12 protein-coding genes and 2 pseudogenes are annotated in these 15007 nt (G+C 64.6%); 2 read left to right on the top strand and 12 right to left on the bottom strand.

Annotated features, from left to right (window positions below; all coding sequences use genetic code 11):
- Positions 1 to 8 precede the first annotated feature (8 nt).
- Complete coding sequence (locus AU252_RS00655; RefSeq protein ID WP_058929072.1) at positions 9 to 1205, bottom strand: substrate-binding domain-containing protein; 1197 nt, start codon at positions 1203 to 1205, stop codon at positions 9 to 11.
- 377 nt (positions 1206 to 1582) lie between these two features.
- Between AU252_RS00655 and AU252_RS00650 the strand changes: the two genes are divergently transcribed.
- Positions 1583 to 2062: a MaoC/PaaZ C-terminal domain-containing protein gene (locus AU252_RS00650; protein ID WP_058929071.1), complete on the top strand. Its 480-nt coding sequence runs from the start codon at positions 1583 to 1585 to the stop codon at positions 2060 to 2062.
- Positions 2063 to 2238: 176 nt separating this feature from the next.
- Here AU252_RS00650 and AU252_RS00645 read toward each other — a convergent pair whose 3' ends face one another.
- The 3 genes and pseudogenes from AU252_RS00645 to AU252_RS24355 form a co-directional block, all read right to left on the bottom strand.
- Positions 2239 to 2898, bottom strand: coding sequence for a TetR/AcrR family transcriptional regulator (locus AU252_RS00645; RefSeq protein ID WP_058929070.1), 660 nt, complete (start codon positions 2896 to 2898; stop codon positions 2239 to 2241).
- A 315-nt stretch (positions 2899 to 3213) separates the two neighbouring features.
- Positions 3214 to 3366: pseudogene (locus tag AU252_RS24360) on the bottom strand (IS110 family transposase); the annotation flags it as partial.
- 39 nt (positions 3367 to 3405) lie between these two features.
- Positions 3406 to 3504: pseudogene (locus AU252_RS24355) on the bottom strand (hypothetical protein); the annotation flags it as partial.
- 398 nt (positions 3505 to 3902) lie between these two features.
- Here AU252_RS24355 and AU252_RS00635 point away from each other — a divergent pair.
- Positions 3903 to 4187 (top strand): hypothetical protein, encoded by a 285-nt coding sequence (locus AU252_RS00635; protein WP_058929068.1) that lies wholly within the window; start codon positions 3903 to 3905, stop codon positions 4185 to 4187.
- A gap of 178 nt (positions 4188 to 4365) precedes the next feature.
- On the opposite strand, the gene AU252_RS00630 is transcribed toward AU252_RS00635, so the two are convergent.
- The 8 genes from AU252_RS00630 to AU252_RS23695 form a co-directional block, all read right to left on the bottom strand.
- Positions 4366 to 5595: a cytochrome P450 gene (locus AU252_RS00630; protein ID WP_240484283.1), complete on the bottom strand. Its 1230-nt coding sequence runs from the start codon at positions 5593 to 5595 to the stop codon at positions 4366 to 4368.
- Entirely contained in the window at positions 5592 to 6269 is a 678-nt protein-coding gene (gene bioD, locus AU252_RS00625) for a dethiobiotin synthase (RefSeq protein WP_058929067.1), read from the bottom strand. The genes AU252_RS00630 and bioD overlap by 4 nt, the downstream gene beginning before the upstream one ends.
- Positions 6266 to 7423, bottom strand: a complete 1158-nt coding sequence (locus AU252_RS00620; protein ID WP_058932673.1) for an 8-amino-7-oxononanoate synthase — start codon at positions 7421 to 7423, stop codon at positions 6266 to 6268. Before AU252_RS00620 ends, bioD begins: the two co-directional genes overlap by 4 nt.
- A gap of 8 nt (positions 7424 to 7431) precedes the next feature.
- Positions 7432 to 8787 carry an adenosylmethionine--8-amino-7-oxononanoate transaminase gene (locus AU252_RS00615; RefSeq protein WP_058929066.1) on the bottom strand — a complete coding sequence of 452 codons (1356 nt, stop codon included), beginning with the start codon at positions 8785 to 8787 and terminating at the stop codon, positions 7432 to 7434.
- A complete protein-coding gene (locus tag AU252_RS22945) occupies positions 8784 to 9026 on the bottom strand; it encodes a hypothetical protein (RefSeq protein WP_083510173.1) in 243 nt (80 codons plus the stop codon). The genes AU252_RS00615 and AU252_RS22945 overlap by 4 nt, the downstream gene beginning before the upstream one ends.
- Positions 9023 to 10081, bottom strand: a complete 1059-nt coding sequence (gene bioB, locus AU252_RS00610) for a biotin synthase BioB (protein ID WP_058929065.1) — start codon at positions 10079 to 10081, stop codon at positions 9023 to 9025. The genes AU252_RS22945 and bioB overlap by 4 nt, the downstream gene beginning before the upstream one ends.
- Before the next feature lie 395 nt (positions 10082 to 10476).
- Positions 10477 to 12633 (bottom strand): amylo-alpha-1,6-glucosidase, encoded by a 2157-nt coding sequence (locus tag AU252_RS00605; RefSeq protein WP_058929064.1) that lies wholly within the window; start codon positions 12631 to 12633, stop codon positions 10477 to 10479.
- A 1844-nt stretch (positions 12634 to 14477) separates the two neighbouring features.
- Entirely contained in the window at positions 14478 to 14618 is a 141-nt protein-coding gene (locus AU252_RS23695; RefSeq protein WP_157768902.1) for a hypothetical protein, read from the bottom strand.
- Positions 14619 to 15007 lie beyond the last annotated feature (389 nt).

The following is a 15007-nucleotide window of genomic DNA, read 5'->3' as shown; positions in this document are numbered from 1 at the left end:
CCGACCCTCTACTTCTTCTCGGGCGGTGCGACGTCCTCGCCGGCGACTACCTTGATGAGCTCGGGGCCAAAGGCGCCGTCCTTCTGCACGAGCTTGACCTGGTACATGTCCTGGATCAGCGCGTGGTCCGAGGCCCTGACAGTCTGCTTGCCCTTGGGGCCGTCGAAGCTGAACCCTTCGAGTGCCTTGACCATCGCGTCGGCGTCGGAGCCGCCTTCCTTGATGGCCTGGACAATCATCTGCCCGGCCACGAAGCCGTCCGAAGTGAAGATATCGGCCTTCTGGCCGGCTTTCTCGACGGCGGCGATCATCTTCTTCTCCACGTCGGTGCCGGATGCGCCCGGGAAGTAGTGGTTCAGGAAGCTGATCTTGGCGGCGGCTTCGCCGTATGCGCCGAAGGTGGACGCGTCGCCGAGTCCGGTGACCACCGGGGCGGCGTCGAAGGCGCCCTGCTGGCTGAGGGTCTGCCACATGGTGCCGGAGGTTGCCCCGGCCCAGGCGACGAAGACCATGTCCGGCTTGGCGTCCACGAGCTGGCGGGCGAACGGAGTCAGTTCCTGACCGTCCGGAACGAGGACGGATTCCACCGTGGCGCCCTTGGCTCCGAGGACGGCCTTGACGGCGGCAACGTTGCTCTGGCCGAACGCGTTGTCCTGCGCGAAGACCACTACCTTCTTGCCCGCGGTGTCGATGAAGGAGCCGGCCGTGGCCACGTCCTGCAGGCTCTGGCGGCCGGAGCGGAAGGTGTACTTGTTGATGCCCTGGATGGCGTCGGTGGCGGCGGGCCCGGAAATGTACAGCACCTTGTTCTGGGCTGCCTGTTCGGCCAGCTTCAGCGCGATGCCGGAGACCACGGTGCCGCCAATGATCTTGTAGCCCTTGCCGATCAGGTCCTTGGCTGCCGTGACCGCCTTGTCCGGATCTCCGCCATCGTCTGCGTACGTCAGGTTGATCTTGGCGCCGTTCACGACGCCGGTCCCGTCGGTGGCGTAGTCGATGCCGGCCTGCAGGCCCTCATAATAGGTGGCCCCGTAGGCGGCGAGCGGTCCGGTCTTCGAGTAGATGATGCCGACGTCAACCGGCTCCGCCGCTGTGGTGTTGCCGGACTCAGCCGGGTTAGCTGTGCCAGGGGTGGGCGCGCAGGCGCTGAGGGCTAGCCCCGTGGCCATCACGGCGGCGAGCAGGAACCTCTTTGTATCCTTCACGGGATGCCTTTCGTTGAATTAACCGGGGGATCTGAGAGTGGGTGCGTTAAGAATCGTGAGTGAACCTGAAAGGTGATTCACATTGCGGCAACTTTAGGGCGCGAATCAGGGCGTGCCGTTCGTCCCACTTTCGTCTTCGACTTATGCACTTGATCAATCGATCGATTGGATGCCCTGCCCAATAAAACAGCATCAAAGATGTCGATGTCAATCAATCGATTGACATGTTAACCCTTGACGGCGTCGCTGATTGGCCACTATGGTCCTTTCAGGCGAAGCGCGCCGCTTCCTCCCGGCCTCAGCGCTCGATGGAGTACCTGCCGCACGACGCAATTAGCCCTAGTCGCGTTTCCCACACTCTCAAAAGGAACAGCACCTTGATTTCAAAACCATATGAAGACATCAAAACCGGCGACACCGCGACAACAAATTCCCGCATCATCACAGGCGAGTATGTTCGAGCGTTCGGTGAACTCACCGGGGACAACCACCCACTGCACACGAATGCGCAATATGCGGAGCAGACTCGTTTCGGGAAGCAGATAGCGCACGGGGCCTTGATGATCTCCACGTTGCTGGGGCTGGTCGAACTTCACCCGAGCTACCTTCAGTGCTTCTACAGCCTCGATAACCTAAGGTTCAAAGCGCCCAGTTACTTTGGGGATTCGGTGTACGCCGTTTGTGAGATATTGGCCGTGACGCCCCATAAGGATGGCGAATCGGCGGTCGTAACGAGCGCGGCCAAACTCATCAACCAGGACGGTGTAACGGTACTCAGCGGTGACTTCTCCCTGCTCGTGGCAGGCCGGAGCACCGCACTGGCAGACCCGGCATTGAAAGCGCAGGGCGCCCCCTGAGCGCCGGCAGCGCCCATTCCTAATGCGAGCTGAAGAACCACGTCAAGCTCAAGCTCGCGTACATCAGTACCCCCGCTCGACTTCGTATTTGGCCGAGCTGCCAATGATGCGTCGGAAACTGTTAGGCCAGGCGACTCTGAACCCCTGAGCGCCCGGGTAGCCCTGGATAGGGTGGGCTACTCGCGACTTCGCTGCTCGGCGGCGACGATGTGGCTTGGTTCACTGGGGAGCCGTTTAGGGGCGTGCACGTAGTCGAATCCGTCCAAGCCTGCGGGGTCGACGGAGAGGATCTTGCAGGCCATGTCCACGAAGAACCGCTGGACAACGGGGAGCTCAAGGCGCCCGTCGCGCCGGTACCAGTGGGCGACGCCCGTACCCATTTCCATAATGGCCAGCCGGGCCATGGCCAGATCCTTCGTCTTAAAGACGCCGACGCGCTTACCGCGCTCCAGAACCTGGGCGAAGAGCCCCTCGTATTCGTCCCTCATCTCCTGCAGCACGGGCCTGTTCGCCTCAGAGAGGGCCCGCATCTCATATTCCGCGACCCGGGCCGTGAGCTGGTTGACGGCGGTCAGGCCAACATGTGAGGAGACGAGGCCTGCCAGCTGGAGCACCGGTTCCGAGCTGGCCCGGACCGCAGCCGCTCCGGAGTCGATAAGTTCCTCAAGGCAAGCCCGCATGATGCTCACCAGCAGTTCTTCCTTGCTCCCGACATAGTGGTAGAGCGTTGCCGAGTTGATGCCGGCGGCGCTTCCCAGCTCCCGGATGCCCGTGGCGGCGAAGCCCTTGGTGGCGAAAAGGGACACCCCGGCACGCTGCACTCGCTCAAGGTCCATCGGTCCTTCCCTCGCTCCGCATATCAGATTCAAGCCGCCCACAGGCGGGCGCCCGTCAACGTAACACGGGACGTGACGTTCGGTGCAACCGGGCACCTGATTCCTCCCGAACCGGTCCACCGGCCCGCTCATGAGACCGGTGCAGCCTCGAACCCACATGTACCAGACCAGCGGGTTGGTCAAAATGTGCTGATGGTGCTCGTCCTACGAGGGGCGCTGTGGTTGCGTCGGTGGCTATAGAAGTCTGACATGAAAATTGCGGTGAGGTTGTCCCGTTGACTGGATGATCGCGCAGGTGAGTTTGCGGGGAGCGTTTTATCCGGTCTGTTGAAGGGGTTCGAGGGTCACCCGGTAGCCCAGGGATTCGAGGTGTCCGATCGCGCGGGCCTTGGTTTTGGCGGGTGCCTGCCGGGTGAAGCAGTCGGCTCCGGGGTCTTTGTAGACTTCGCCGGTGGTGTGCATGTGCCAGACCATGCGGGTGTCCTCGAAGAAAACCCCGTGCGGGTGTTCAGGTTGGATGTTACCGTTCGCAGAGGAGATGCAAAAAGATGAACCCTCGACCAACGCCGGTTCCGGGCCCCAGCGGCCCGGCGGAAGTGTCAGCATCCATCCAGCCATCCCGGCTCCTTCAAAGGATTGACTACAGCACTCTGGCAGCCCGGTGGTCCATTATCGAGCCACTCGATCGCTGCTTCATTTACACAACCGACGCTACGCCCGCGCACCAAGTGTAGCCAGTTTGACCTGCAAAGTGCTGAGCTCCCCGCGCATCCTCATGGGTATGGGGCGGCTTTGGCTTCCTAGTCCGGCAATTCGTAAGGGCAGCTCGACTGACGCATCACCTCGGTTAACCGCGCGACCAAATGGAAATGCATCAGATTTTTCCAAGCTTGTGGTTCCGCCGGCACGGGTCCTTACTAGTGTGAGGAGGCGAAGCCCCCGAGCTTGCCGCCAACCGCTCGAGTGGCGTGCAGGCTTCACGAACGACTGTCGGAGGATTAACAATGTTCGCTCGCGTCAGTACCTACAGGCCTGCCCCTGACAGCACCGGTGCGCCTTCAGAAGAAACCGTCCGCGAGGTGCTTGGGCTGCAAGGATGCCGGGGTATCTATTACTTGCTGGGAAAAGAAAACAAGTCAGTCTCACTCACCCTTTGGGACGACGAGGACGCACTTGCCGGCAGTCGTCAGGCAGCGGACCGTATCCGCGTCGAGACCAGTGCGGAGCAACACATGGAGATTCTTGGGGTAGACGAATTTGAAGTGCTAACCCAGCAGCTGAAGGAGTGAGCGAATGTCCAAGTCGGGGATGAACTCCAGGAATGGCGACTTGGCCTGCCGATGCCGCCATCAATTGCAACCGACTCACCTCTAAATCACCTCAATCAACGGTACAACAACTATTCATCGGTTGTCGTGGCAGCAGTAACCCGTAGATTCCGGGCAACGCAACGTTCAGTCCGTGGTGTCAGCATGGCTTGTTCCTAACGGTGACAGTGCGGGGGGCCTGGAAGGAGAGGAGCCGGATCCATTCGGGTTGGTGGTCCCGCAGTTGGATCATGGGGAGGGCTGAGGCCGTTTCCTGGACAATGACGGCCGCCTCGAGTTCTGCCAGCTTGGCGCCGAGGCAGCGGTGGATGCCGGAGCCGAAAACAAGGCCATGGCCGGCGGATTGACTGCGGCGGGCTGCCTCCGAGGGCATGGACTGGCTCGCGGGTGCGGCGGGTGACGTGATGTGGTTGCCGCTCAGTTCAAGGAGAATTTCGGTGCCGGCAGGGATCAGTTCGCCGTCAAGCGTCGTGTCCTTCGCTGCCACGCGGCGCCAGGTGGGGACGGATGATTCGGTGGTAAGCACGTGCCTGACCATGGTCCTGGAACCTGCCTCCGAGGCTGCGTCCTCCCAGTTCAGTGGCGCGGACCCCTCCAGGAGGCGGAACAGGGTGGTGCTGATGAGCTGGGTGGTTGTTTCCTGGCCGGCGATCAGCAGGAAGTAGCCGAGCGAGCAGATTTCAGGCGTGGAGAGGCCGTGCTCGGCCAGGGATTTGAACAGGTTGCGTCCCGGGGCCTTCCGGGATTCCGCAACGAGCTTGCGCAGCCAGACGTAGAAGTCGGCGGCGCTGTGGGCCAGTTCGAGTTGCCGGTCCTCGTCGGGCCAGCCCCAGAAGAGTTCCATGGAGTCAAGGCCCCACCCCTTCAGGTCCGTAAGATCCCGAACGGGCAGTCCGAGGAGTTCGAGCATGACGACTGACGGGGGAAACGCCGCGACTGCCTGCACGAGGTCCACTTGGCCGGAAGAGTCGAGTTGGTCCACGGCGTTCCGTGCCGCTTCCTGGGCCAGTTCCCGGATCCGCGGCTCCATGGCGGCGACCGTGGCGGGTGTGAAGAAGCCCGCCACGACCTTGCGGATTCCGGCGTGTGTGTCCGTGTCGTTGCTGGCCAGCACGGGTGGCAAGGCAAAGCGCACGCGCTGCAGCACGCGCAGGGCGGGCCCTGCCAGGGGCGTGACCGCGATCAGGGCATTCGCGGGGCTGAAGTCGGCAGGCCGGTGCAGGACGTCACGGACCACTTCCGGGTCACGCACGACGAGGTACGGGCAGCGGGCGTGGCCGGAGCTTTCCATCTCTCCACTGGTTTCCGTCTGTCCCGGGCTTTCCACCCGCGGCTCCGCGGCTCCGGCGGCCGTCAACGCCGGGTTCATGCGGGCAGGCCGTTCAGCCAGGCAGCTGCTCCGGCTCGGAAATCCGCTGGGGACAGTTCCGAGGCCTGCCCGGGGAGGGCCCCGAGGAAGGGCACCCGCAGCCTTCCGAGCACCTGCCGGTTGCTGTGGTGAACAACGTCCGGGAAGCGTGGCCAGCTTCCCAACACAACGCCGATGACCTGAAGGTCCCGCGCTTCCAGCGCTTCGAGGGTCAGCGCGGTGTGGTTCAAGGTCCCGAGCGCCGGCCGGGCGACGAGCACAAATGCTGCCGCCAGGAGCGATCCGAGGTCCGCCAGAGTGCCGCCGTCGGAATCCAGCTCCACCAGGAGGCCGCCTGCACCCTCCACCAGGACGTGGTCATGGGACGCAGCGAGCTCGCGGATTTGCTCGGCGTGCGCGGCAACCCGGGGGAGGGGCGTTCCGTCGACGGCGGCCGCGGCGACGGGCGCCAGCGGCTCCTGCAGAACGACCCCGGTTTCTGCCGTCACAGGCCCGGCGAGCCGGGCAATTTCGGCGGCGTCGGAGTCGCCGTCGGCGGCGCCTGACTGGCACGGTTTGTAGATCGCGACGCTGCGCCCCTTTCCGTGGAGGACTGCGGCGAGGGCCGCCGTCGTCATGGTCTTGCCGACTCCGGTGTCCGTTCCGGTGACCAGAATGATGCCGGGCAGTTTCATGGAAGTTCCTCCAAAATTCCGCGCAGCACTGCGCAGCTGTCTTCGATTTCCTTGGGCGTAAGGGTGGCGCGGGCGGTGAGCCGCAGCCGCGAGATCCCGTCCGGAACGGACGGCGGGCGGAAGCAGCCAATCCGGACGCCGGCGGTGCGCGCGGCCCGGGCGGCCGCCAAGGCTGATTCGGCGGACGGCATGGCGATGGACTGGACGGCCCCCGCTGTCTGCTCGACGGCGGCGCCGCGGGCTGCAAGGGCTGGGGCGAGTCCGGCGGCCAGCGCTGCCGCGTTGCTTCGGACGGATCCGGCCCGCCAAGGCTCATCCCGGATGATCCGCACTGCCGCGAGGGCCGCTGCGGCGGAGGCTGGCGCCAGGCCGGTGTCGAAGATGAAGCTCCGGGCCCGGTTGACGAGGTGCTCCCGCAGGAGGGCGGATCCCAGGACGGCTCCGCCTTGGCTGCCCAGTGCCTTGGACAGCGTCGCGGTCACGATCACGTTCGGATGCCCGGCAAGGGAGGTCCCGGCCACAGAGCCGCGGCCCTGAAAGTTGCCGGTGCCGGTGACACCGAGGGTGTGCGCCTCGTCGATGAGCAGCACGGCATCATGTTCCTCGGCCAAGGCCAGCAGGCCAGCGAGCGGGGCTTCATCGCCCAGGACGCTGTAGAGGGATTCGACGGCGATGAGTGCGCGCGGCTCCGGCCGGCCGGCAAGCAGGCGGCCGGCTTCCTCCAGGCTGTTGTGGGTGAACGATTCGGTACGGGAGCGGCTGAGCCGGAAACCGTCGATCATCGAGGCGTGACAGTGTTCATCCGCGACCATCAGGGTCCCCGGGCCGCCGAGCGCCGTGATCACACCGATGTTGGCCAGGTAGCCGGAGGAGAACACCAATGCCGTCTCCATTCCGGCCAGCTTGGCCAGTTCCTGCTCCAGGTCCAGGTGCAGCCGGGTGGTTCCGGCGACCAGGCGGGAGGACGTTGCGCCCGCGCCCCATTGCAGGGCGGCCGCCGCGGCTGCCTCGGTGACGCGCGGGTCCGCCGTGAGTCCCAGATAGTCGTTGCTGGCGAGGTCGATGAACTGGTCGTCCGCGGCGCGGGGGAGCGGGCGGCGGACCAGGCCCCGGCGGTCCCGGACTGCGGCCTGTCGCTTGAGCCACTGCGTCATCGAGTTGCTCATGCCGCGCCTCCGGACCGTGACGGGATGCGTTCATGGACTTCGGCGACGGCCGCCGCCATGCCTGCGGTGATCTGCTCAACGTCCGCCGCAGTACAGACGTACGGGGGCATCGTGTACACAAGGTTCCGGAAAGGTCGGACCCAGACGCCATGGCTGATGGCCGCGGCGGTGACCGCGGTGACGTCGACGCTGTCACGCAGTTCGATGACTCCGACGGCACCGATGGTGCGGACATCCCGTACGGCGTCGAGCTCCCGGGCCGGGGCGAGGCCGGCTTGCAGGCCCGCGCCGATCCGGGCAACGTCGGCCCGCCAGGCGCCGCCGTCGATGATGCCGAGGCTTGCGTTCGCCACCGCACATGCCAACGGGTTGCCCATAAACGTGGGGCCGTGCAGCAGCGCCCCGGCCGCGCCACGGGAGACCGTCTCGGCCACAGCGCCGGTGCAGATCATGGCCGCCAAGGTGAGATAGCCGCCGGTGAGGGCTTTCCCGACGCACATGATGTCCGGGACCACGCCGGCATGGCCGGCGGCGAACAGTTCGCCGGTGCGGCCGAAGCCCGTGGCGATCTCGTCCAGGATGAGCAGCAGCCCGTGCCCGTCCGCGATCTCGCGGAGAATCCGTACGCACTCGGCCGGATACGCGAACATGCCGCCGGCGCCCTGGAGCACAGGCTCCGCAATGATCGCCGCCAGTCCGCCCGAATGGCGTGCGGCGAGCTCTTCCACCTCGGCCCGCCACTGCCCGATGTCCTCCGCCGTGGCCGTCGCCGCAGCGGGCGGCCGCGGCGCAAACACGTTGCCGGCCAGCATCCCCGGGAAGGCCGAATGCATGCCGTCCACGGGATCGCACACGCCCATCGCTGCGAAGGTGTCGCCGTGGTAGCCGCCGCGGAGGCTCAGGAATCGCTGCCGCTTGGGCCGCCCGGCCGCCGTCTGGAACTGCACCGCCAGCTTGAGGGCGACCTCCACCGAGATCGAGCCGGAGTCGGCCAGGAACACGCGCTCCAGCCGTGGCCGGCCTTCCGTGGAAGGAACCAAGGCAAGTAGTCGCTCGGCCAGTTCAACCGCCGGCCCGTGCGTGAGTCCGCCGAACATCACGTGGCTGAAAGCATCGATCTGGCGCTTGGCCGCGGCGTCCAGCACGGGATTCCGGTACCCGTGGATCACCGACCACCACGAGGACATGGCGTCGAGCACTTCGTGCCGGCCGCCGTCGTCGTCGCGGAGCCGCAGCCGCACGCCGTCGGCCGCCTCGACCTCCCACAACGGAAGATCCCCCGACGCCGGGGCATACGGGTGCCACAGACTGGCCCGGTCGCGCTGGATCAGGTTGCGCTGGATCAGGCTCATGCTGCGCGCCTGCCGTGGCGGGAGCATTCGGCGGTCCAGCCCAGCGGCGTGACCTGGACCTTCATGCGGCGCCGGCAGTCCTCGCAGTAGCGCGGCGGCTCCATCGCGAGGCGCTGTGCGCAGTTTTGGTGAGCGTCCGACGTCGGGCTGTCACCTTCCGGTGCGGCCCCGACGCCGGCGGGCTCACCGCAGTGCCCGCAGTAGCGTGTTGTGGCTGTGCCGGTAGATCCAGTGCTCACAGCGACTTCTGGAGTTCCTTGATGGGCATGTTCAGTTCCACGAGGAGGTCCAGGTCAGCGTTGGCGGGACGGCCCAGGGTGGTGAGGTAGTTGCCGACGATGACGGCGTTGATGCCGCCGAGCAGGCCCTCGCGGGTGCCGAGATCGCCAAGTGTCAGTTCGCGGCCGCCGGCGTAGCGGAGCACAGTGCGGGGCATGGCCAGGCGGAACGCGGCGATCGCGCGGAGGGCGTCCTTGCCGTCCATGATGCCCTGGTTTTCGAGTGGTGTGCCGGGGCGGGGGTTGAGGAAGTTCAGCGGGACTTCGTGGGGTTCCAGGGCCGCGAGCTGGCTGGCGAGTTCTGCCCTCTGCTCCAGGGTTTCGCCCATGCCGATCAGGGCGCCGCAGCAGAGTTCCATGCCGGCGGCCTTGACCATGTTGCAGGTCTCCAGGCGTTCCTCGTAGCTGTGGGTGGTGACCACTTGGGGAAAGTAGCTGCGGGCCGTTTCGAGGTTGTGGTTGTAGCGGTGCACGCCCCATTCGGCGAGCTGGTCCACCTGGCGCTGGGTCAGCATGCCGAGGGAGCAGGCGATGTTGATGTCCACTTCTTCGTGGATGCGGTCTATCGCGAACTTGATCTGGTTCATGAGCTTGATGTCGGGGCCGCGGACGGCGGCGACGATGCAGAACTCAGTGGCTCCGGTGGCGGCCGTTTCCTTTGCGGCCTTCACGAGCTCGGGGATGTCGAGCCAGACGCCGCGGACGGGGGAGTCAAACAGGCCGGACTGGCTGCAGAAGTGGCAGTCCTCGGGGCAGCCGCCGGTCTTGATGGAAACAATGCCCTCCACCTCCACGTCCTCACCGCAGTGCCGCAACCGGACCTCGTGGGCCAACTCGAGGGCAGCGGGAAGGGCATCGTCCGGGAGGCGGAGGACATCTTCGAGCTGAGCCTGAGTCAATCCGATACCGTCCTCGAGGACCTGCTGGCGGGCGGTTTCCAGGATTTGGCAGATCGTGCCGGCGCTGGTCGCGGGGTCCGTTTTGTCGCTAGTCGGGACGTTTGTCTGAATCGTCATTGATAGGTCCTTTGCGCTTGCTGGGGATATTCCTCATAGCAGACGCTACTTCGTCGTTGGTGCCGCCATTTTGTCGGGTTTCGACAACATTTTTGCCCCCTTTCAGGCCACTCCCCGGCCATGTGTACGCCGATAGTGGACTTATGTCGAGCTGGTTGCCTGAGGCAACTTTTGAACGGAACTTGCATAAGCGAAACCCAGTTTGGACAATTTGGGGAGGACGAACCCTCGCACCCGCCGGACCGGTGCCACGGCGGGTGAGCTGGACGAGTTTCACTACTTTCACCCATTTCACCGATTTTCACCCGCGGCCTTGGGTTGCCCAGACCTCGGGCTGCGAGTCCGAGGCACGGGGACTCATGCGGCGCTCCTAAGCTGGCGGCCTGTCGTTCCGGCTAGGACTTTCCGCGTCTTCGGGCCTGTTCCGCCAGGTCAGACGCCCAAGACCGCCTTCCGCGGTGGAACCCCATGCCCTCGGGCAGCCCCTGGATAGTCGCGGTGGAACCCGAGATGTCGATGGTGATCCGGCCATTTGCCATGGGCGCGTTGGTGATATGCAGGTCGCCGTAGGATTCCGGGAGCACCGGATCCATCCACAGGCCGCCGCGGGCAACGTCGGCGTAGTAGCCCATCAGGCTCTTCACCAGCAGTATCGGGGTGGTGGCTGCCCAAGCCTGGGGCGAGCACGCCGTGGGATAGGGCACGGGTTCATCGAAGTGCTCGCGGCTGAAGCCGCAGAACAGTTCGGGCAACCGCCCCTCCGAGTACTCGGCCGCCTCAAACAGCGCCGTGGAGATCCGCTGCGCCTGTTCCACGAAACCATAGCGAAGGAGCCCGGTCGCGATGATTGCATTGTCGTGGGGCCAGACCGAGCCGTTGTGGTAGCTCGCGGGGTTGTAGGCGCCCATATCGCTTGCCAGGGTCCTTACGCCCCAGCCGCTGAACATTTCTGGGGACATGAGCCGTTCCGCTACCAGCGGGGCCTTGTCCTCATCGATGATGCCAAACAAAAGGCAATGCCCCATGTTGGAAGCGCACGCGTCGACCGGCTGCTTCCTGCCATCCAGTGCGATGGCGTAGTAGCCGCGGTCGGGCAGCCAGAACTGTTCGTTGAACTGCTTCTTCAGCTGCGCCCCGCGGTCCCGGTACTCGGCTGACAGGCCCATGTCACCGGCGTCATAGGCTATCCAGGAGCGGGCCATATACGCGCTGTAGACGTAGGCCTGCACCTCGCATAGCGCGATCGGGGGCTCGGCCATCCTGCCGTCCGCAAAGTTGATGCCGTCCCAGGAGTCCTTCCAGCCCTGGTTGATCAGCCCGCTGTCGTTGAGACGTGCGTACTCGACGAACCCGTCCCGGTCCTTGTCGCCGTAGTCCCGGATCCAGTCCAGCGCCCGGTCCACATGGGGCATCAGGGCGGCGATGGTATCTGTAGCGAAACCCCAGCGGCTCATTTCCCCGAACAGCGCCACAAACAGCGGTGTCGCGTCGACGCTGCCGTAGTAGGCGGACTTGCCGCCCAACGCCAGCCCGCTGGAGACATCGAGCCTGACCTCGTGCAGAATTTTTCCCGGCTCCTCCTCGCTCATGGGATCCACCACGCTGCCCTGGCGGTCCGCCAGCGTCTGGATGGTACCCAGGGCCAGAGACGGATCCACCGGCAGCGCCATGAAGGACGCCCACAGCGAGTCCCGGCCGAACAGCGCCATGAACCACGGCGCGCCGGCCGCCACCACGATCCGGTCCGGGTGGTCAGGATCCTCAATGCGAAGAGCACCCAGATCGTCGTAGCTGCGCCGAAGGGTCCGCTCGATGGAGCGGTTACCCATCTGCAGGACCGGAATCCTGGACACCCAATCCTGCCGGCGCCGGTCGCGCGGAGACATTTCCCCCTCGCTGGGACGAACAAACGGCGCCGCCGCCCCGGTTCTGTCGAACGTAGGCGCCACATTCACGGTGGCGCTCCATTGCCCGTGCGGCGGGACAACGGCCCGGTATGTCAGGGCCTCCGGCGCGACGTCTGCGCCGCTGGCCGACACCACGACGCCCTTCCGGACATCCTGCCAGGCTGCCCGGATCGTCAGCGCGTCGCCGTCCGCTTCCCGGGACTCCTCCCAGCGCCGCTGAATCCGTGCCTCCTTCACCTCGAAGAGGTCCGCGAAGTCCACCTCGACTTTAAGGGAAACCACGCACTCGGCAGGGGCCGGCGAGTAGTTCCAGACCGTGATCTGCTCCAGGATTCCGGCACCAACCTCGCGGAGGCGTTCGACGATCAGCGGGCTGTCCGCGTAGCCGTCCGAGCGAGGTACGCGGCCGACAAAGAGGGCACGATACGGCTCCTGCGTCTTGGCGGCCAGCGGCTCCAAGGGCTCACCATTAACGGTCAGATTCCAGCGCGACAGGATGCGGGTGTCCTCGAAGAATACCCCGTGCGGGTATTCAGGATGGATATCGCCATTCGCCGAGGAGATGCAAAAGGATGAGCCCTCCACCAAGGTGACCGTCCCGGCACCAAGAGGCCCGGCGGCAGTGTCAGCATTCCATCCAGCCATCCTGAGCTCCTTTAGAGGACTGACCTCAAAGGCTAACCATCGGGCGCAGAAGCGCGGCTCCTTGAACCCTGCCGATCACCTGGTCATATGACGCTACGCCTGTGTGCCAGATGAAGCCAGAGCCGCATAGCGCGTTGGATGAGGTCACAAAGAATGCAGCAAAAGCAGCCATAAGAGCCGACGATAGCCACGAAATTCTGTGGCCGCGTCGTTAATGATCCTCGGATCACGTACCGGAGTGCCGCGCGCCTCCGCTTCAGCAGCGACCGGTTCCGGTGGGGGAGCCGGATGGGCGCGTGACCGCTTTGTGGCTTGATCATGTGCTTGCCTGACAATCAGCTCATGAGATGCGTGAATGAGGTGTCATTACCATGAAGTCCTGCTTTGATGGAGCGGCCTCGCGGCCCATGCATGTGCCGTCCCTTGCAGGCGCCGTCACCCACAACAATGGACGGGGCGAACCCGTCCGTCGTCTGGCTTCGGCCAGTGCAAGAGAAACCGCGTTCCCTCAGTGGGGGAGCGCGGTTGGCGTTGTGGGCTTGCGTAGAAGGGCAAATTTGGGGTGTGGACAATGTCCACACTTTGGGCCTCGGATCGGGTCGTACATCGGTCGGATTGGGCCGGAATCCGCATGTTTCCGCGGGAGCCCAGTGTTTGCAGGGGCTGGAATGCAGTTCGAGTCCCACCTCGGGCACGTTTTCCCACGTCAGAGGCGTTTTTGCTTCTGATGTGTGTACATTTACCCTCCGTCGGCCCCAGAGGCCGGCTGCGGAGTGCACCTGGCGCCGCGCGCGCCTATGAAATTATGTGGGTGGCGGGCTCAGGACCCTGGCGAGCAGGCCCTCCGCTTGCTGGGATGTGGGGGCATTTGTGTCTCCTTTCCGGTTGATGTGGCGGCCGTACTTGGTCTGTCACCTATTCATGTCTCGCGGTTGCGCTGATGACATGACCTGGATGAGATTTTCTTGAGATCCTTGCGCTATTTTCGCCATCTTGGAGTCTGGGGAAGCGGGAATGTGGCCGTTTGTCCGGCCAAAGGGGCGTGGACATTGTCCACAGGGTGTCCACGGGCGGTTGTCGACTTGCAGTTTGGTCCGTTCCTGCAGGTTCTGCCGGTACCACTTCGTGCGTCCGGACGTTCCACGCGACATGACTTGGAGAGAAATCCGGTGTCCCTCGCCTCGTGACGGGGGAGACCGGGCGTGGAAGCCAGTCGTGGCCCCGCCGAGCGTGCCGTCGAGGCCATCAGCGCTGGCTGGAACGGCGTGCGTGCCATCGGCTGGGAGTTCATAGCTGCCATGCTCCTTTAGGTTTGTGCTCCGCGACCCCGCGCTGTCACCCCTCCATGCCATCCGCACGCCGTTCAGACATGACCGCCCGACGAGATGTTCGCGAATCTCTGCGCTCAGCCCGCAGCCCTCACGTGTTAGCGGAGAAAGCAGCCTCGTAACCCATGAGGTGCGGTGGTGTGTGGGACCGTGACCCGCCTACTGTGGCGTGTTGTCGCAGTTCAGACGATTTAGATGAGCAGAGTGTGTACACATTTGGGACGAGTGTGGACACGCGCACGCGACTACTTCAAGGCCAGTCACGGCGCGAGCTGCAGCAGGAGTCCTTCGGCCTTGTCGGTCTGGTCCCAGTCCGGTGCGGTGTCGGCTTCGCCGGCCAGGAAGAGTTCCATTGGTAGGTCCGGGCATGTCGGCGATTAGCATGTCCCTAAGCGCTGGAATTTGGCGTTGGGGAGGCACTCGGCTATTTTCTCCGCCGCCGGCTCCACTCCGACTTCATGAGGCTGGACCGAAACCCGCGGGCCTCGGCCGTCTGCTGGACAGAGCCTTGGGTTATCAGAGGCTGTGGCCGATGAGGCTGACGAGGTCGGCTGGTGTGGTGATGTGCAGGGTGTCCATGATGATCTCCTCAGTTGTTGGCAGGGCCTTGTTGGTTTGGCCGTCTGCTTTGGTGGGGCCTTCTGGTAGAGGAATCACCGCTGGGTTTGAGGGACCGGAGGGCAACCTGCGGGGACCGGGCAGGGGGAGGAGATTGTTGTGAGGAAATAAGCGACGGAGGAGCGCCGAGGAACAATGTCCGGGGGAATGTCCGGCGCGTAGCGCGTGGGTTGCGTGCAGGGACCGCCCAGCGGATGGGGGACCAGAAGGCATCGCTGACTACTGGGATGACTCTGCAAACACTGATGGGCTATCGGGGGATACCCCTGACACGTCCGCAGGGAGACTTTGGCCATCGTGTTGCTTCCGCTGGTCGGATGGTGTTCGGATGCGGCTTGTGTCAGCGGTCGTGGACGTGGGAGATGTCCGGTTCGCTGCCGTCATTCTTGGCGACCCAGGCCAGGAAGTCCGTTAGGGACATGAAGCTG

This window comes from Pseudarthrobacter sulfonivorans (assembly GCF_001484605.1).
GTDB classification, from domain to species: Bacteria; Actinomycetota; Actinomycetes; order Actinomycetales; family Micrococcaceae; genus Arthrobacter; species Arthrobacter sulfonivorans_A.
The sequence above is the reverse complement of the archived record's forward strand: the minus strand, read 5'-3'. Positions and strand labels throughout refer to the sequence as shown.